This window comes from Phytobacter ursingii (assembly GCF_001022135.1).
GTDB lineage: Bacteria > Pseudomonadota > Gammaproteobacteria > Enterobacterales > Enterobacteriaceae > Phytobacter > Phytobacter ursingii.
Window position 1 is genome coordinate 741,578 of the sequence record NZ_CP011602.1, and the last position, 18,273, is coordinate 759,850.

The window sequence follows — 18,273 nt, forward strand, 5'->3', positions numbered from 1 at the left end:
CCCCATTTTAAACAAGGACATGTTGTGAACGGTGAGCTTATCTGGGTGTTATGCCTGTTGATGATAGCTGTCGTCCTCTTTGCGACGGGTAAAGTGCGCATGGATGCGGTGGCGTTACTGATCATTGTGGCGTTTATTCTGAGCGGGACGTTGACGATGACCGAGGCGTTGTCGGGTTTTAGCGATCCCAACGTTATTTTGATCGCAGCGCTTTTCATCATTGGTGACGGACTGGTACGTACCGGGGTGGCGACCAGCATGGGGTCATGGCTGGTAAAAATGGCCGGCAGCAGCGAAATCAAAATGCTGGTTCTGCTGATGCTCACCGTTGCAGGATTGGGCGCTTTTATGAGTTCCACTGGCGTGGTGGCTATCTTCATTCCGGTGGTGCTCAGCGTCTGTATGCGTATGCAAATTTCTCCCTCCCGTTTAATGATGCCGCTCAGTTTTGCCGGGCTTATCAGCGGAATGATGACGCTGGTGGCGACGCCGCCAAACCTGGTGGTCAACAGTGAACTACTGCGTGAGGGGTTGACCGGATTTAGTTTTTTTAGCGTTACGCCGCTGGGGCTGGTGATTTTGCTGATGGGCATTGTCTATATGCTGCTGATGCGCTTTATGCTTAAAAGCGAAAAAGAAGACAGTCAGCGTGATGGCTGGAAACGGCGCTCTTTCCGCGATTTGATTAAAGAATACCGCCTTACAGGGCGGGCCAGGCGGCTGGCCATTCGCCCTGGATCGCCTTTAATCGGTCAGCGACTGGATGATCTGAAACTGCGTGAACGCTATGGCGCAAATGTTATCGGCGTTGAACGCTGGCGGCGCTTTCGGCGAGTGATTGTCAATGTTAATGGGGTATCAGAATTTCGCGCCCGCGATGTTTTACTCATTGATATGTCCGCCGCAGATGTCGATTTACGCCAATTCTGCGCCGAACAACTGCTCGAACCGATGATTTTGCGCGGTGAATACTTTTCCGACCAGGCGCTGGATGTGGGGATGGCGGAGGTTTCGCCGATACCCGAGACCGAACTGTTAGGCAAAACCGTACGTGAAATTGGCTTTCGTACTCGTTACGGATTAAACGTGGTTGGGCTGAAACGTGATGGCGAGGCGATGTCCGGCGTCGTTGTTGATGAACCCCTGCAACTCGGGGATATTTTATTAGTGGTCGGTAACTGGAAGTTAATTAGCCAGTTGGGCCAGAAAGGACGAGAGTTTCTGGTGCTCAATATGCCCGTGGAAGAGAGTGCCGTCTCTCCTGCGCATAGCCAGGCACCTCATGCCATATTCTGCCTGGTGCTGATGGTTGCACTGATGTTGACAGATGAAATCCCCAACCCGGTGGCGGCGATCATGGCCTGCCTGTTGATGGGGAAATTCCGTTGTATTGATGCTGAGAGCGCCTATAAGGCCATTCACTGGCCAAGCCTTATTCTGATCATTGGGATGATGCCTTTTGCACTGGCGTTACAAAAAACGGGTGGGGTGGATCTGGTCGTTAAAGCCTTACTCGATTTCGGCGGCAGCTATGGGCCATATATGATGTTGGTGTGCCTGTTTGTCTTGTGCGCCACGATCGGGCTATTTATCTCTAACACCGCGACGGCGGTCTTAATGGCGCCTATCGCACTGGCGACGGCAAAATCAATGGGGGTCTCACCTTATCCCTTCGCGATGGTTGTCGCGATGGCCGCCTCGGCAGCATTTATGACGCCGGTATCATCACCGGTCAATACACTGGTTCTGGGTCCCGGCAATTATCAATTCAGCGACTTCGTTAAAATCGGCGTGCCTTTTACCCTTCTTGTCATGGGGGTATGTGTCGTGCTGATCCCTGTCCTGTTTCCGTTTTAACGTTTATCCCGGCAGCAATGCGATCGCCGGGATAAGTTTTTCGGACAGTGGGTAAGGTCCGCTGTGGAAGACGCGTATTAAAGCGGAGAATCCTGGCTTATTTCGTCCAGCGATAAATGGAAACTGGGTACAAAAACTTGCATGAAGTAATCCATTTCAGGACTTCGACGGGCATCCAGGGTTTTCTCCAGCCGCGATTTTGCCAACATAAATTCATTATTTCCGGCAGACAATTCTTCAAGACACTTTAGATATGCGCAGAGTGCATCTGCTTGTTTAACGATCAATTTTTCATCAGCACTGTAATAATGTTCATCGATCAGCGCAGAGAATATATCGCGTAGTTCTTCAGGTACCATCTCAACCAGCTTCTGCTGGGCAATTTTTTCGATGGCTTTATATTCCTGGGCGATTTGCGAATTGAAGTATTTTACCGGGGTGGGTAAATCACCGGTCAATACTTCGGAGGCATCATGATACATCGCTAACAGCGCGATTCGCTCCGCATTAACCTGACCACCGAATTTGCGATTTTTAATCGCTGCCAGTGCATGTGCCACCATGGCGACCTGCAGGCTATGTTCGGAGACGTTCTCAGTACGCACATTGCGCATCAGTGGCCAACGGTTGATTAATTTGAGACGGGAGAGGTGCGCGAAGAAATGGCTTTGACTCATAGTTAACCTTGTCTGTTACTGCGACGGTGAGTCATTGTGCGCAGAGAGTGGGGGAAGATGCAAATCCTCCCCCTGACACAATTACTGGTGGTAACCTGACAAGAAGCGACCAAAGCGGGTGATCGCCATTTCCAAATCATCCAGGCGCGGCAGCGTGACGATGCGCACATGATCCGGCCATGGCCAGTTGAAAGCAGTTCCTTGAACCAGAAGAACTTTTTCCTGTAACAGGAAATCAAGCACCATTTTCTGATCGTCATGAATATTGAAGCGCTTAGCGTCAATTTTCGGGAACATATAGAGTGCTCCCTTCGGCTTCATGCAAGACACACCAGGAATGTCGTTAATCAATTCCCATGCGCGATTGCGTTGTTCGTAAAGGCGCCCGCCAGGCACGATAAACTCGTTGATACTCTGGTAGCCGCCAAGTGCGGTCTGAATCGCATGTTGTGCGGGGACGTTAGCGCAAAGACGCATTGAGGCCAGCATTTCCAGCCCTTCGATATAACCTTTGGCGTGTTTTTGCGGTCCGCTCAGCACCATCCAGCCTTGACGAAATCCCGCAACGCGGTAGGTCTTGGAAAGGCCGTTAAAGGTAATCGTAAACACGTCCGGTGCCATCGCAGCGATAGAGTGATGCTCGGCATCGTCATAAAGGATTTTGTCGTAGATCTCGTCGGCGAAAATAATGAGATTATGCTGACGCGCAATCTCAACAATCTCCATCAACAGCGCTTTTGAATAGACTGCACCGGTGGGGTTGTTCGGGTTAATGATGACGATACCACGCGTGCGCGGCGTTATTTTCGCACGAATATCATCGAGATCCGGGAACCAGTCAGAGGATTCATCACACAGATAGTGCACGGCTTTGCCGCTCGAAAGCGACACTGCCGCTGTCCATAAAGGATAGTCCGGCGCCGGAACCAGCATTTCGTCACCGCTGTTCAACAGGGCCTGCATTGATTGTACGATTAGCTCAGAAACGCCGTTACCGATATAGATATCTTCAACGGTAACATCACGCATGCCACGCGCCTGATAATGCTGCATGATGGCTTTACGCGCGGAGTACAGCCCTTTTGAGTCACAATAACCTTGCGCGGTTGGCAGATTTCGAATGACGTCGACCAGGATTTCATCTGGCGCTTCAAAGCCAAAAGGCGCCGGGTTGCCGATGTTTAGTTTAAGAACTTTGTTGCCTTCTTCTTCCAGGCGTTTCGCCTCTTTGAGAACCGGCCCGCGTATGTCATAACAGACGTTGTCTAATTTGCTGGATTTTTCGATGGAGGACATGAATCTTTGACCTTTTAGCTGTGAGTGCCACTTCCTGCCGTGGAAGTCAGCACCGAACAATGTACTCCCACGAGCGCAGGTTTTGAAGGGTGGACAGAACAAGATTTTGCCTTAACCACATCACAATTAACGTTTTTAAAACTACCATTATTGGTTAAATCTCTATATATCAGTGTAAAAGATATTATTTGTAGTTTATGGTTCTTCTTGCGCTGATTTTTGTCGATTTTTCTGCTAAAAAAGAAAGGTTATGTAGTGTGTGTAACAATGAAGAAGAATGATTTCGTCTCATAATCATTCTCAATACATAGAGAGTGATACATTTTTAAAGTAACACATTGCCCGAGAAACGACTAATCTGTGAAGATAATGTTAAGTATTATTAATACATAAGGTGATTCATTTTTCACGTTTATTTAATATTGCGAATGGAAAGGGTAGACCTTTTTAATATTAATAAAACTAAATCGTTCGCGAGATGATTTTTGGCGATCAGATTAATCGCAATAATGCTTATAAATATAATGGTTTTAGGTTAAAATGATGCCCGAAAATGGTTCTGTCAGGAAAGCCGCGCTTTCTGTGTGGACTATTTGTTATTATTAGTTTGCTGTTATTACTCGTTTTTCTACTCCCGGTCAGCCATATGAATTGGCTGTATATGACGTGCACGCCATGTACGGCTAAGAATGTTGCAAAAAAATGTTTTTTCCTGAAAAGGATTAACAAGTATTCGCATGGTTTATATATTCAATAAGGAAGGGAGTATGCAGAATAAAGATGTTGAGTTTGTCTTGCTCCAGACTGTGAACTATAAACACCTGAACTTTTTGTCAAGTTGACCAGGGTGATAACTCTGCTGGATGCACATTAAAAAGGGAATTGCTTAAATCTTACGCGCACAGCATAAACCCGGGTAACTCCGAGTGAGAAACCCGTAAGTGAAAAATTATGATAAATGCAAATCGTCCGATACTGAATCTCGACCTCGATCTGCTGAGAACCTTCGTTGCGGTCGCTGATTTGAACACGTTTGCTGCGGCAGCAGCCGCAGTTTGTCGCACCCAGTCAGCTGTAAGTCAGCAAATGCAAAGACTGGAGCAGTTAGTAGGGAAGGAGCTTTTTGCCCGTCATGGTCGAAATAAGCTGTTAACCGAGCACGGTATTCAGTTACTGGGCTATGCAAGAAAGATCTTACGTTTCAATGATGAAGCATGTACATCGCTAATGTTTAGCAATTTACAGGGCGCGTTGACGATCGGCGCTTCGGATGAATCTGCCGACACTATTTTACCGTTCTTGCTTAATCGTATTAGTTCTGTTTATCCAAAGCTCGCCCTGGATGTGCGTGTCAAACGCAATCCCTTTGCCGGAGACAGACTAAAAGAAGATGATGTCGATCTTGTCGTGACCACTAACCGGCCAGGTGAATACGATTGCCTGACGCTACGGACTTCACCCACGCACTGGTACTGCTCTGCGGAGTTTGTATTGCAAAAAGGTGAGGCAGTGCCATTGGTCCTGTTAGATGAACCAAGCCCTTTTCGCGATATTGTGATTAATACGCTTAATGGAGCGGACATTCCGTGGCGTATCGCCTATGTGGCGTCCACCCTTTCAGCGGTAAAAGCGGCAGTGAAAGCCGGGCTTGGCATAACCGCACGGCCTGTAGAGATGATGAGTCCAGATTTACGGGTGTTGGGTAAATCAGATGGCTTACCTCTGCTGCCTGAGACTGAATATCTTCTTTGCTATAATCCGCTTAGCCAAAATGAGCTGGCGCAGGTGATTTTCGAGGCAATGGAGCACTATCAGAATCCATGGCATTACAGCAGTAGTGCTACCGAAGGGGGAGGGGATTCTCTGGTGATTGAGGGCGATTTTGGGTAACACTGACGCCAAAAACTGGTAACAAAATGTAAGTGTGAAAATAGGCCGCTGGCAGCAAAAATGCTGTCATCGGTTTATTTTTTGCACAAATTAGTGCTTTATGATTCATTTCTCCGCTTAATAATTTTATAAATCAATTACTTAATTAACCTACCTGTCATATCATCTCTTTTGTTCTATAGTTTTTGGTAATGGACATTCATGTTAAAAAACTAGCTATTTTGTTGCCGTTTTTAGGAATGAATTAACAAAAGCGTGTCTCAGATCAAGAAAATACTCCCATAGAGGGGGAGGAATCCAGGCAAAATCCTGTCAAAATAAGAGGGTAATATTTGTAAAACTTCACAACGGACACGATTCAACACCCTGATTGTTTGCAGGCTTTTTTGAGGTTAAAGAAGAAAACGGCATTAAATGTTAATGAATTGCTGTCGATGTAAACTAATGTGAGGAAACTTTTGTTAAAGTTGACAAAAGGTTATAGAAAGGAGTAAAAACCCACATCGTTTGACCGACTTTGTCAAATTCGCACTGAACGTGTGGTTTTATTCCTCCCCATGAATCGATGTGGCGCCATCTGCCGAGAAGAGCAGAGGTATTAAGCGCTACCTTTTGAGTTAAGCAATGCGTATGTCAACATCCACTGAAATCATCGCTCATCATTGGGCATTCGCTATCTTTCTTATTGTCGCTATTGGCCTGTGCTGCCTGATGCTGGTCGGCGGCCGGTTTCTCGGTGGTCGGGCGCGTGCAAGACACAAAAACGTCCCGTTCGAGTCCGGTATCGATTCGGTAGGTTCAGCTCGCCTTCGTCTGTCTGCCAAGTTCTACCTGGTGGCCATGTTCTTCGTCATCTTCGACGTTGAAGCGCTCTATTTATATGCATGGTCAACCTCCATTCGTGAGAGTGGTTGGGTTGGTTTTGTCGAAGCTGCAATTTTCATTTTAGTGCTGCTGGCAGGTCTTGTTTACCTGGTGCGAATTGGTGCGCTGGACTGGACGCCTGCGCGTTCACGCCGCGAACGACTCAATCCGGAAACCGACAGCTACACTAATCGTCAACGCTAACCGCGAGGCAATAAGATGGATTATACGCTCACCCGCATAGATCCTAACGGTGAGAACGACCGTTACCCCCTGCAAAAACAGGAGATCGTAACCGACCCTCTTGAGCAGGAAGTGAATAAAACGGTGTTCATGGGCAAACTCCATGACCTGGTTAACTGGGGCCGTAAAAACTCAATCTGGCCTTATAACTTTGGCCTCTCCTGCTGCTACGTTGAGATGGTAACGTCATTCACTGCGGTGCATGACGTTGCGCGTTTCGGGGCTGAGGTGTTACGTGCTTCACCACGTCAGGCCGACCTGATGGTTATCGCGGGCACGCCGTTCACTAAAATGGCGCCTGTTATCCAGCGTCTGTATGACCAGATGCTTGAGCCCAAATGGGTCATTTCCATGGGCGCGTGCGCCAACTCCGGCGGTATGTACGACATCTATTCTGTGGTGCAGGGCGTCGATAAATTTATCCCGGTGGACGTATACATCCCCGGCTGCCCGCCGCGTCCGGAAGCCTATATGCAGGCCCTGATGCTGTTGCAGGAATCCATTGGTAAAGAACGCCGCCCGCTGTCGTGGGTTGTTGGCGATCAAGGCGTGTATCGCGCCAATATGCAATCAGAGCGCGAGCGTAAACGCGGCGAACGTATTGCCGTCACGAATCTGCGTACACCTGACGAGATTTAATTTGCGCCTGTAGGTAATGGCAGACACTTCGCATTTTAATAATCAACTAACGCGGAGCCATACCTGACAGTCACCACGGACCTTTTGCAATGGTGAACAATATGACTGACTTAACTGCGCAAGAAGCCACATGGCAGACCCGCGATCACCTTGATGATCCGGTCATTGGCGAGCTGCGCAACCGTTTTGGGCCGGATGCCTTTACCGTTCAGGCTACCCGCACCGGGGTGCCCGTTGTTTGGGTGAAGCGCGAACAGTTACTGGAAGTAGGCGATTTCTTAAAGAAACTGCCTAAACCTTACGTCATGCTGTTTGATTTACACGGCATGGATGAACGTTTACGTACACACCGCGCAGGTTTGCCCGCCGCGGATTTCTCCGTTTTCTATCACCTGATTTCCATTGAGCGCAATCGCGATATCATGCTCAAGGTGGCGTTATCTGAAAACGATCTGCGTGTACCGACTTTCACCAAACTTTTCCCGAACGCGAACTGGTATGAGCGCGAAACCTGGGAAATGTTCGGTATTGATATTGAAGGCCACCCGCATCTGACGCGCATTATGATGCCGCAGACGTGGACAGGTCACCCGCTGCGTAAAGATTATCCGGCGCGTGCGACTGAATTCGATCCGTTTGAGCTGACGAAAGCGAAACAGGATCTGGAGATGGAAGCGCTAACTTTCAAACCGGAAGACTGGGGTATGAAGCGCGGTACCGATAATGAGGACTTTATGTTCCTCAACCTCGGTCCGAACCACCCGTCGGCGCACGGTGCATTCCGTATTATCCTTCAGCTTGATGGCGAAGAGATTGTCGACTGCGTACCGGATATCGGTTACCACCACCGTGGCGCCGAGAAGATGGGCGAGCGTCAATCCTGGCACAGCTACATTCCGTATACCGACCGTATCGAGTATCTCGGTGGCTGCGTAAACGAAATGCCTTACGTGCTGGCGGTGGAAAAACTGGCCGGTATTACCGTGCCGGATCGCGTGAATGTGATTCGCGTGATGCTCTCCGAACTGTTCCGTATCAACAGCCATCTGCTGTACATCTCGACGTTTATTCAGGACGTCGGCGCCATGACCCCGGTCTTCTTCGCCTTTACCGATCGCCAGAAAATCTACGATCTGGTGGAAGCGATCACCGGTTTCCGTATGCACCCGGCCTGGTTCCGTATCGGCGGTGTGGCACACGATCTGCCGCGTGGCTGGGATCGTCTGCTGCGTGAATTCCTCGACTGGATGCCGAAGCGTCTGGCCTCTTACGAGAAAGCCGCGCTGCGTAATACCATTCTGAAAGGTCGTTCCCAGGGCGTGGCCGCGTATGGCGCGAAAGAAGCGCTGGAGTGGGGCACCACGGGCGCAGGCCTGCGCGCTACCGGGATTGATTTCGACGTGCGTAAAGCGCGTCCTTATTCTGGCTATGAAAACTTCGACTTTGAAGTGCCGGTTGGCGGCGGTGTTTCCGACTGCTACACCCGCGTGATGCTGAAAGTGGAAGAGCTGCGCCAGAGTCTGCGCATCCTTGAGCAGTGCCTCAACAACATGCCGGAAGGCCCGTTCAAAGCCGATCACCCGCTGACGACGCCGCCGCCGAAAGAGCGCACGCTGCAACATATCGAAACCCTGATCACCCACTTCCTGCAGGTTTCCTGGGGCCCGGTTATGCCGGCGCAGGAGTCCTTCCAGATGATTGAAGCGACCAAGGGTATTAACAGTTACTACCTGACCAGTGATGGCAGCACGATGAGCTACCGTACCCGCGTACGTACGCCAAGTTTTGCTCACCTGCAGCAGATCCCGTCCGCCATCCGGGGCAGTCTGGTCTCCGACCTGATTGTGTATCTGGGTAGTATCGATTTTGTTATGTCAGATGTGGACCGCTAATTATGCACGAGAATCAATTACCAGAAACCGAGGCTTTTGAGCTGAGTGCGGCAGAGCGTGAAGCCATTGAGCACGAGATGCACCACTACGAAGATCCGCGTGCTGCGTCCATTGAAGCGCTGAAAATCGTTCAGAAACAGCGTGGCTGGGTGCCGGACGGTGCGATTTATGCCATCGCTGATGTGCTGGGTATCCCGGCGAGTGATGTGGAAGGGGTGGCGACATTCTATAGCCAAATCTTCCGCCAGCCGGTGGGCCGTCATGTGATCCGCTATTGCGACAGCGTGGTGTGTCATATCACCGGTTATCAGGGCATTCAGTCTGCGATTGAAAGCCATCTGAAAATCAAACCGGGCCAGACTACTTTCGATGGTCGTTTTACCTTGCTGCCAACCTGTTGTCTGGGTAACTGCGACAAAGGGCCGAACATGATGATTGATGAGGATACTCATGCGCATCTGACCCCCGAAGGCATTCCCGAATTACTGGAGCGGTATAAATGAAAAACGTTATCCGTACTCCCGAAACGCATCCGCTGACCTGGCGTCTGCGTGATGACAAGCAGCCTGTGTGGCTGGAAGAATATCAAAGCAAAAATGGTTATGCTGGCGCGCGGCGTGCGCTGACCGGCATGGCGCCGGATGAAATCGTCAATGCGGTCAAAGACTCCGGTCTGAAAGGCCGTGGTGGCGCTGGCTTCTCTACGGGTCTTAAGTGGAGCCTGATGCCGAAAGACGAATCCATGAACATCCGTTACCTGCTGTGTAACGCCGATGAAATGGAGCCGGGGACTTATAAAGACCGTTTACTGATGGAGCAACTGCCTCACCTGCTGGTGGAAGGCATGCTCATTTCCGCGTTTGCGCTGAAAGCGTACCGTGGCTACATCTTCCTGCGCGGTGAATATATTGAAGCGGCGGTGCATCTGCGCCGTGCGATTGCTGAGGCGACCGAAGCGGGTCTGCTCGGTAAAAATATCCTCGGCAGCGGGTTCGATTTCGAACTGTTCGTGCACACCGGCGCAGGGCGTTATATCTGCGGTGAAGAGACCGCGCTGATTAACTCCCTCGAAGGCCGCCGCGCCAACCCACGCTCCAAGCCGCCGTTCCCGGCGAGTTCCGGCGTGTGGGGCAAACCGACTTGCGTAAATAACGTCGAAACCCTGTGTAACGTCCCGGCGATCCTCGCTAACGGCGTTGAGTGGTACCAGAACATTTCGAAGAGCAAAGACGCCGGCACCAAACTGATGGGCTTCTCAGGCCGCGTGAAGAATCCAGGCCTGTGGGAGTTGCCGTTTGGCACCACTGCTCGCGAGATCCTGGAGGATTACGCGGGCGGTATGCGCGATGGTCTGAAATTCAAAGCCTGGCAGCCGGGCGGGGCAGGGACGGACTTCCTGACCGAGGCGCACCTGGATCTGCCGATGGAATTCGAAAGCATTGGTAAAGCGGGTAGCCGTCTGGGTACAGCGCTGGCAATGGCGGTGGACCACGAAATTGGCATGGTTTCGCTGGTGCGTAACCTGGAAGAGTTTTTCGCCCGTGAATCTTGCGGCTGGTGTACGCCTTGCCGTGACGGTTTGCCGTGGAGCGTGAAAATTCTGCGCGCGTTAGAGCGTGGCGAAGGCCAGCCAGGGGATATCGAGACACTTGAGCAACTGTGTCGTTTCCTCGGACCGGGTAAAACCTTCTGTGCGCATGCGCCAGGCGCGGTAGAACCGCTGCAGAGCGCAATTAAATACTTCCGCGAAGAATTCGAGGCAGGCATTAAGCAACAGTTCAGCAATACCCAGGCTATTCAAGGGATTCAGCCGAACCTGCTTAAAACGCGCTGGTGAGTTAAATTTCTAATTTGGAAGCACGCTAATGGCTACGATTCATGTAGACGGCAAAGAATACGAGGTTAACGGAGCGGACAACCTGTTACAGGCATGTCTCTCTATGGGCCTTGATATTCCTTATTTTTGCTGGCATCCGGCGCTGGGCAGCGTGGGTGCGTGCCGCCAGTGTGCGGTGAAGCAATATCAAAACGCGGAAGACACGCGTGGTCGCCTGGTGATGTCCTGTATGACTCCGGCATCCGATGGCACCTTTATTTCTATCGACGATGAAGAAGCGAAGCAGTTCCGTGAAAGCGTTGTAGAGTGGCTGATGACCAACCACCCGCACGACTGCCCGGTCTGTGAAGAGGGCGGCAACTGCCACCTGCAGGATATGACCGTGATGACGGGTCATAGCTTCCGTCGCTACCGTTTCACCAAACGTACTCACCGTAATCAGGATTTGGGGCCGTTCATCTCTCATGAAATGAACCGTTGCATCGCCTGCTACCGCTGCGTGCGTTACTACAAAGACTACGCAGACGGTGCGGATCTTGGCGTTTATGGCGCCCATGACAACGTCTACTTCGGTCGTCCGGAAGATGGCACGCTTGAAAGCGAATTCTCCGGGAACCTGGTGGAAATCTGTCCGACCGGTGTCTTCACCGATAAAACCCACTCCGAGCGTTACAACCGTAAGTGGGACATGCAGTTTGCGCCAAGCATCTGCCAGCAGTGCTCGCTGGGTTGTAATACGAGCCCGGGTGAGCGTTACGGTGAACTGCGTCGTATCGAAAACCGTTATAACGGGACCGTTAACCACTACTTCCTCTGCGACCGTGGTCGTTTTGGCTATGGCTATGTGAACCTGAAAGACCGTCCGCGTCAGCCAGTGCAGCGCCGTGGCAATGATCTGATCACCCTCAACGCCGAGCAGGCGATGCAAGGGGCTGCTGATATTTTGCGCCAGTCGAAGAAAGTGATCGGTATTGGCTCCCCGCGTGCCAGTGTCGAAAGCAACTTTGCGCTGCGTGAGCTGGTAGGGGCAGAAAACTTCTATACCGGCATCGCCAGCGGTGAGCAGGAACGTTTGCAGTTAATGCTTAACGTGCTGCGTGAGGGCGGTATTCGTACCCCGGCGTTGCGCGAAATTGAATCTTACGATGCGGTACTGGTGCTGGGCGAAGACATTACCCAGACTGGTGCGCGTGTCGCACTGGCGGTCCGTCAGGCGGTGAAAGGGAAAGCGCGTGAAATGGCGGCAGCGCAGAAAGTGGCTGACTGGCAGATTGCGGCAATTCTCAACATTGGTCAGCGTGCCAAACACCCGTTGTTTGTCACCAACGTGGACGATACGCGTCTGGACGATATCGCCGCGTGGACCTACCGCGCGCCGGTAGAAGATCAAGCTCGTTTAGGTTTTGCTATTGCCCATGCGCTGGATGAGGCTTCTCCGGCCGTCGACGGTCTGAGCAACGACCTGCGTGGCAAGGTTGATGTTATCGTTCAGGCGCTGGCTGGGGCAAAAAAACCGCTGATCATTTCCGGTACCAATACCGGCAGCACGGCGGTGATTCAGGCTGCTGCTAACGTGGCGAAAGCGCTGAAAGGCCGCGGTGCTGATGTTGGTATCACCATGATTGCCCGTTCGACCAACAGCGTCGGCCTGGGGATGATGGGGGGCGGTTCGCTGGATGACGCGCTGACCGAGCTGGAAACCGGCGCTGCGGATGCGGTTATCGTGCTGGAAAACGATCTGCATCGTCATGCTGCGGCCAGTCGCGTAAATGCCGCGCTGGATAAAGCGCCGCTGGTGCTGGTTATTGACCATCAGCGTACGGCGATTATGGACCATGCGCATCTGGTGCTGTCTGCGGCTAGCTTCGCAGAAAGCGACGGGACGGTTATCAACAACGAAGGACGCGCCCAGCGCTTCTTCCAGGTCTATGACCCGGCCTACTACGACAGCAAGACGATTATGCTGGAAAGCTGGCGCTGGCTGCACTCCCTGCACAGCACCGTACAGAGCCGTGAAGTGGACTGGACGCAGCTTGACCATGTTATCGACGCTGTGGTTGAAAAAATGCCGCAGTTTGCCGGTATCAAAGACGCTGCACCGGATGCCAGCTTCCGTATCCGTGGTCAGAAACTGGCACGTGAGCCGCACCGCTATAGTGGTCGTACGGCAATGCGCGCCAATATCAGTGTTCATGAACCGCGCCAGCCGCAGGATAAAGACACCATGTTCGCCTTCTCGATGGAAGGGAACAACCAGCCATCCGCACCGCGTTCGCAAATTCCGTTTGCATGGGCACCGGGCTGGAACTCCCCGCAGGCATGGAACAAGTTCCAGGCTGAGGTGGGCGGTTCTCTGCGCCACGGCGATCCGGGTGTGCGGTTGATTGAAGCCTCGGCTACCGGCCTGGATTACTTCACTTCCGTTCCGGCAGGTTTTGAACCGCAGGACGGTCAGTGGCGGATTGCGCCTTACTACCATCTGTTCGGCAGCGATGAACTGTCTCAGCGTTCTCCTGTCTTCCAGAGCCGCATGCCAGAGCCGTATATCAAACTCAACCCGACGGATGCCGCGAAGTTGGGAGTGAATGCGGGCGCGTATATTTCGTTCAGCTACGACGGTCAGACTATCAGCCTGCCGCTGCAGCTTTCCGAAGGGCTGACGGCAGGGCAGGTAGGGTTGCCGATGGGCATGCCAGGCATTGCGCCGGTACTGGCCGGAGCACGTCTTGAAAATCTGCAGGAGGCGAAAGCATGAGTTGGTTAACACCGGATGTTATCGACACTCTGTTAGGTATCATCAAGGCTGTCGTGATCCTGCTGGTGGTCGTCACCTGCGGCGCGCTCATGAGTTTTGGCGAACGTCGTCTGCTCGGTCTGTTCCAGAACCGCTACGGACCGAACCGCGTAGGCTGGGGTGGTTCACTGCAGATCGTCGCGGACATGATCAAGATGTTCTTTAAAGAGGACTGGATCCCGAAATTCACCGACCGGGTTATCTTCACTCTTGCGCCGATGATCGCTTTTACCTCTCTGCTGTTGGCCTTCGCCATTGTCCCGGTGAGTCCGGGCTGGGTGGTGGCGGATCTGAACATCGGGATTTTGTTTTTCCTGATGATGGCAGGTCTGGCGGTCTACGCAGTGTTGTTCGCTGGCTGGTCCAGTAACAACAAATACTCTCTGCTCGGCGCGATGCGTGCTTCTGCGCAGACGCTGAGTTACGAAGTGTTTCTTGGGCTTTCGCTGATGGGCGTGGTGGCGCAGGCGGGTTCATTCAACATGACCGACATCGTCAACAACCAGGCTGATATCTGGAACGTTATCCCGCAGTTCTTCGGTTTTATTACCTTTGCTATCGCGGGCGTGGCGGTGTGTCACCGTCATCCGTTTGACCAGCCAGAAGCCGAGCAGGAACTGGCCGATGGTTACCACATTGAATATTCCGGTATGAAGTTCGGTCTGTTCTTTGTGGGGGAATACATCGGTATCGTGACCATCTCTGCACTGATGGTGACGTTGTTCTTTGGTGGCTGGCATGGCCCGTTCTTACCGCCATTCATCTGGTTCGCGATTAAAACCGCGTTCTTTATGATGATGTTCATTTTGATTCGCGCAGCGTTACCCCGTCCACGTTATGACCAGGTAATGTCCTTCGGCTGGAAAGTATGTCTGCCGCTGACGCTTCTCAATCTGTTGGGTACGGCGGCTGTCATTCTCTGGCAAGCGCAATAAGGGGTGAAAAGACCATGACTTTAAAAGAATTACTCGTGGGCTTCGGCACCCAGGTGCGCAGTATCTGGATGATCGGCCTGCACGCGTTTGCAAAACGCGAGACCCGGATGTATCCGGAAGAGCCGGTATATCTGCCGCCGCGCTACCGTGGCCGTATCGTGCTGACCCGCGATCCGGACGGTTCCGAGCGCTGCGTGGCCTGTAACCTGTGTGCGGTAGCCTGTCCGGTAGGCTGTATCTCTCTGCAAAAAGCAGAGACGGTCGATGGCCGCTGGTACCCTGAGTTCTTCCGCATCAACTTCTCACGCTGCATTTTCTGCGGTCTGTGTGAAGAGGCGTGCCCAACGACTGCAATCCAGCTTACCCCGGACTTCGAACTGGGTGAGTATAAGCGCCAGGATCTGGTGTACGAAAAAGAGGATCTGCTGATCTCCGGTCCGGGTAAATATCCGGAATATAACTTCTACCGGATGGCAGGTATGGCAATCGACGGAAAAGATAAAGGCGAGGCGCAGAACGAAGCCAAACCTATCGACGTCAAGAGCCTGTTACCGTAAGGAGAGGGGCAATGGAGTTCGCTTTTTATATCTGTGGCCTGGTAGCCATCCTCGCGACACTACGGGTGATTACCCATACTAATCCGGTGCATGCGTTGCTGTACCTGATTGTGTCGCTGCTGGCGATTGCAGGTGTCTTCTTCTCGCTTGGCGCCTATTTTGCCGGTGCGCTGGAAATCATCGTTTACGCGGGTGCCATTATGGTGCTGTTCGTGTTTGTGGTGATGATGCTCAATCTGGGCGGCAGCGAAATCGAACAGGAGCGCCAGTGGCTGAGACCGCAAGTGTGGGTTGGCCCGGCGCTGTTGTCTGCCGTTCTGCTGGGCGTGATGATTTACGCTATTTCCGGCCTTAACGATCAGGGTATCGAAGGTGCGGCCATTACCGCGAAAGCGGTGGGTGTCACGCTGTTCGGGCCTTACGTTCTGGCGGTAGAACTGGCGTCAATGCTGCTGCTGGCGGGTCTGGTGGTCGCGTTCCATGTTGGTCGTGAAGACCGCATGGGTGAAGTGCTGAGCAATCGCACTGACGATCGCGCGAAAAGAAAAACGGAGGAGCATGCATGATCCCCTTAACACACGGACTGATCCTTGCCGCTGTCCTGTTTGTTCTCGGTCTTACTGGCCTGGTCATTCGCCGCAATCTGCTGTTTATGCTGATTGGTCTGGAGATCATGATCAATGCTGCTGCGCTGGCGTTTGTCGTCGCGGGTAGCTACTGGGGCCAGACTGACGGTCAGGTGATGTACATCCTCGCCATTAGCCTCGCGGCTGCCGAAGCGAGTATTGGCCTGGCGTTGCTGCTGCAACTCCATCGTCGCCGTCAGAATCTGAATATCGATTCAGTAAGTGAGATGCGTGGATGAACATGCTCGCCTTAACCATTATTTTTCCTCTGATTGGCTTTTTGCTGCTCTCTTTTTCACGTGGGCGCTGGTCGGAAAATCTGTCTGCCACCGTGGGGATCGGCTCTATCGGTTTATCTGCACTGGTAACGGCGATTGTCGGACTGGATTTTATCAATAACGGCCATCAGGGTTTCACCCAGCCGTTGTGGACCTGGATGTCCGTTGGTAATTTCAACATCAGCTTTAGTCTGGTGCTGGATGGCCTGTCGCTGACCATGCTCTCGGTGGTCACCGGGGTTGGCTTTCTGATCCATATGTTTGCCTCCTGGTATATGCGCGGTGAAGAGGGTTACTCCCGCTTCTTTGCCTACACCAACCTGTTTATCGCCAGCATGGTGATTTTAGTGCTGGCGGATAACCTGCTGTTGATGTACCTCGGTTGGGAAGGCGTGGGTCTCTGTTCTTATCTGCTGATCGGTTTCTACTACACCGATCCGAAGAATGGTGCCGCCGCAATGAAAGCGTTTGTCGTAACCCGTGTGGGTGACGTCTTCCTCGCCTTTGCGCTGTTCATTCTTTATAACGAACTGGGCACGCTGAACTTCCGCGAAATGGTTGAGTTGGCACCGCAGCACTTCGCCAACGGCAGCACCATGCTGCAGTGGGCGACACTGATGTTGCTGGGTGGTGCGGTTGGTAAATCGGCACAGCTGCCGTTGCAAACCTGGCTGGCTGATGCGATGGCGGGTCCGACGCCTGTCTCTGCGCTGATCCATGCCGCAACGATGGTTACCGCGGGTGTCTACCTGATTGCGCGTACGCATGGCCTGTTCCTGTTAACGCCGGAAATCCTGCATCTGGTGGGGATTGTCGGGGCAGTAACCTTACTGCTGGCCGGTTTTGCCGCGTTGGTACAGACCGACATCAAACGCGTTCTCGCTTACTCCACCATGAGCCAGATTGGTTATATGTTCCTGGCGCTGGGCGTGCAGGCGTGGGATGCGGCGATTTTCCACCTGATGACGCACGCGTTCTTTAAAGCGCTGCTGTTCCTCTCGTCCGGCTCGGTAATTCTGGCCTGCCATCACGAGCAGAATATCTTCAAGATGGGCGGTCTGCGTAAGTCTATCCCGTTGGTTTACGTCTGCTTCCTGGTGGGTGGTGCTGCGTTGTCAGCCCTGCCGATGGTGACTGCGGGCTTCTTTAGTAAGGACGAGATTCTTGCGGGTGCCGTAGCGAACGGTCATATCAACCTGATGGTAGCGGGCCTTGTCGGCGCGTTTATGACCTCGCTGTATACGTTCCGTATGATTTTCATCGTTTTCCATGGCAAAGAACAAATTCACGCGCATGCAGGGAAGGGGATTACCCACCATCTGCCGCTGATTGTGCTGCTGGTACTGTCCACGTTTGTTGGCGCGATGATTGTTCCACCTCTGCATGGCGTACTGCCGGAAACCACCGAGCTTGCACACGGTAGCGTGGTCATGCTGGAAGTGGCGTCGGGTGTTGTGGCTATCGTCGGGATCCTGCTGGCTGCCTGGCTGTGGCTGGGTAAACGCACTCTGGTGACATCTATTGCCAACAGCGCTCCGGGCCGTCTGCTGGGTACCTGGTGGTACAACGCATGGGGTTTCGACTGGCTGTACGATCGCGTTTTCGTCAAACCATTCCTCGGTGTGGCATGGCTGTTGAAACGCGATCCGCTGAATGCCTTGATGAACATCCCGGCGATTCTTTCCCGCTTTGCAGGCAAAGGTCTGCTGCTGAGCGAGAACGGTTATCTGCGCTGGTATGTGGCGTCGATGAGCATCGGTGCAGTGGTGATTCTGGCGCTGCTGATGGTATTGCGTTGAGTTGAGATAGCAGGGGGGCGGGTGGCGGCTACGCTTAACCCGACCTACGGTCTGCAGGCCCGGTAAGCATAGCGCCACCGGGCAAAAGA

15 protein-coding genes are annotated in these 18,273 nt (G+C 52.5%); 13 read left to right on the forward strand and 2 right to left on the reverse strand.

The window, feature by feature from the left end:
- Positions 1-24 precede the first annotated feature (24 nt).
- Positions 25-1,857, forward strand: coding sequence for an SLC13 family permease (locus tag AB182_RS06910; protein WP_047369449.1), 1,833 nt, complete (start codon positions 25-27; stop codon positions 1,855-1,857).
- 77 nt (positions 1,858-1,934) lie between these two features.
- Here the strand turns inward: AB182_RS06910 and yfbR are convergent, their stop codons facing one another.
- Both yfbR and alaA read right to left on the reverse strand, forming a co-directional pair.
- Positions 1,935-2,534, reverse strand: coding sequence for a 5'-deoxynucleotidase (gene yfbR / locus AB182_RS06915; protein ID WP_047369450.1), 600 nt, complete (start codon positions 2,532-2,534; stop codon positions 1,935-1,937).
- An 81-nt stretch (positions 2,535-2,615) separates the two neighbouring features.
- The gene (gene alaA, locus AB182_RS06920; protein WP_047369451.1) at positions 2,616-3,830 is read right to left on the reverse strand and encodes an alanine transaminase AlaA; all 1,215 of its coding nucleotides are present in this window, start codon (positions 3,828-3,830) and stop codon (positions 2,616-2,618) included.
- Positions 3,831-4,781: 951 nt separating this feature from the next.
- Between alaA and lrhA the strand changes: the two genes are divergently transcribed.
- From lrhA to nuoL, 12 genes are all read left to right on the forward strand, one after another.
- A complete protein-coding gene (lrhA, locus tag AB182_RS06925) occupies positions 4,782-5,720 on the forward strand; it encodes a transcriptional regulator LrhA (protein ID WP_047369452.1) in 939 nt (312 codons plus the stop codon).
- Positions 5,721-6,344: 624 nt separating this feature from the next.
- A complete protein-coding gene (nuoA, locus tag AB182_RS06930; protein ID WP_039079879.1) occupies positions 6,345-6,788 on the forward strand; it encodes an NADH-quinone oxidoreductase subunit NuoA in 444 nt (147 codons plus the stop codon).
- Positions 6,789-6,803: 15 nt separating this feature from the next.
- The gene (gene nuoB, locus AB182_RS06935) at positions 6,804-7,466 is read left to right on the forward strand and encodes an NADH-quinone oxidoreductase subunit NuoB (RefSeq protein ID WP_039079880.1); all 663 of its coding nucleotides are present in this window, start codon (positions 6,804-6,806) and stop codon (positions 7,464-7,466) included.
- 89 nt (positions 7,467-7,555) lie between these two features.
- Positions 7,556-9,358, forward strand: coding sequence for an NADH-quinone oxidoreductase subunit C/D (gene nuoC / locus AB182_RS06940; protein ID WP_082137018.1), 1,803 nt, complete (start codon positions 7,556-7,558; stop codon positions 9,356-9,358).
- A gap of 2 nt (positions 9,359-9,360) precedes the next feature.
- The gene (gene nuoE, locus AB182_RS06945) at positions 9,361-9,861 is read left to right on the forward strand and encodes an NADH-quinone oxidoreductase subunit NuoE (protein WP_039079881.1); all 501 of its coding nucleotides are present in this window, start codon (positions 9,361-9,363) and stop codon (positions 9,859-9,861) included.
- The gene (nuoF, locus tag AB182_RS06950) at positions 9,858-11,195 is read left to right on the forward strand and encodes an NADH-quinone oxidoreductase subunit NuoF (RefSeq protein ID WP_047369453.1); all 1,338 of its coding nucleotides are present in this window, start codon (positions 9,858-9,860) and stop codon (positions 11,193-11,195) included. Before nuoE ends, nuoF begins: the two co-directional genes overlap by 4 nt.
- Before the next feature lie 28 nt (positions 11,196-11,223).
- Positions 11,224-13,950 carry an NADH-quinone oxidoreductase subunit NuoG gene (gene nuoG / locus AB182_RS06955; RefSeq protein WP_047369454.1) on the forward strand — a complete coding sequence of 909 codons (2,727 nt, stop codon included), beginning with the start codon at positions 11,224-11,226 and terminating at the stop codon, positions 13,948-13,950.
- Entirely contained in the window at positions 13,947-14,924 is a 978-nt protein-coding gene (nuoH, locus tag AB182_RS06960; protein WP_047369455.1) for an NADH-quinone oxidoreductase subunit NuoH, read from the forward strand. Before nuoG ends, nuoH begins: the two co-directional genes overlap by 4 nt.
- Positions 14,925-14,938: 14 nt before the next feature.
- Complete coding sequence (nuoI, locus tag AB182_RS06965) at positions 14,939-15,481, forward strand: NADH-quinone oxidoreductase subunit NuoI (protein WP_047369456.1); 543 nt, start codon at positions 14,939-14,941, stop codon at positions 15,479-15,481.
- A gap of 11 nt (positions 15,482-15,492) precedes the next feature.
- Entirely contained in the window at positions 15,493-16,047 is a 555-nt protein-coding gene (nuoJ, locus tag AB182_RS06970; RefSeq protein WP_047369457.1) for an NADH-quinone oxidoreductase subunit J, read from the forward strand.
- Positions 16,044-16,346, forward strand: a complete 303-nt coding sequence (gene nuoK / locus AB182_RS06975) for an NADH-quinone oxidoreductase subunit NuoK (protein ID WP_047369458.1) — start codon at positions 16,044-16,046, stop codon at positions 16,344-16,346. Before nuoJ ends, nuoK begins: the two co-directional genes overlap by 4 nt.
- Positions 16,343-18,184 carry an NADH-quinone oxidoreductase subunit L gene (gene nuoL / locus AB182_RS06980; RefSeq protein WP_047369459.1) on the forward strand — a complete coding sequence of 614 codons (1,842 nt, stop codon included), beginning with the start codon at positions 16,343-16,345 and terminating at the stop codon, positions 18,182-18,184. Before nuoK ends, nuoL begins: the two co-directional genes overlap by 4 nt.
- Positions 18,185-18,273: the final 89 nt, after the last annotated feature.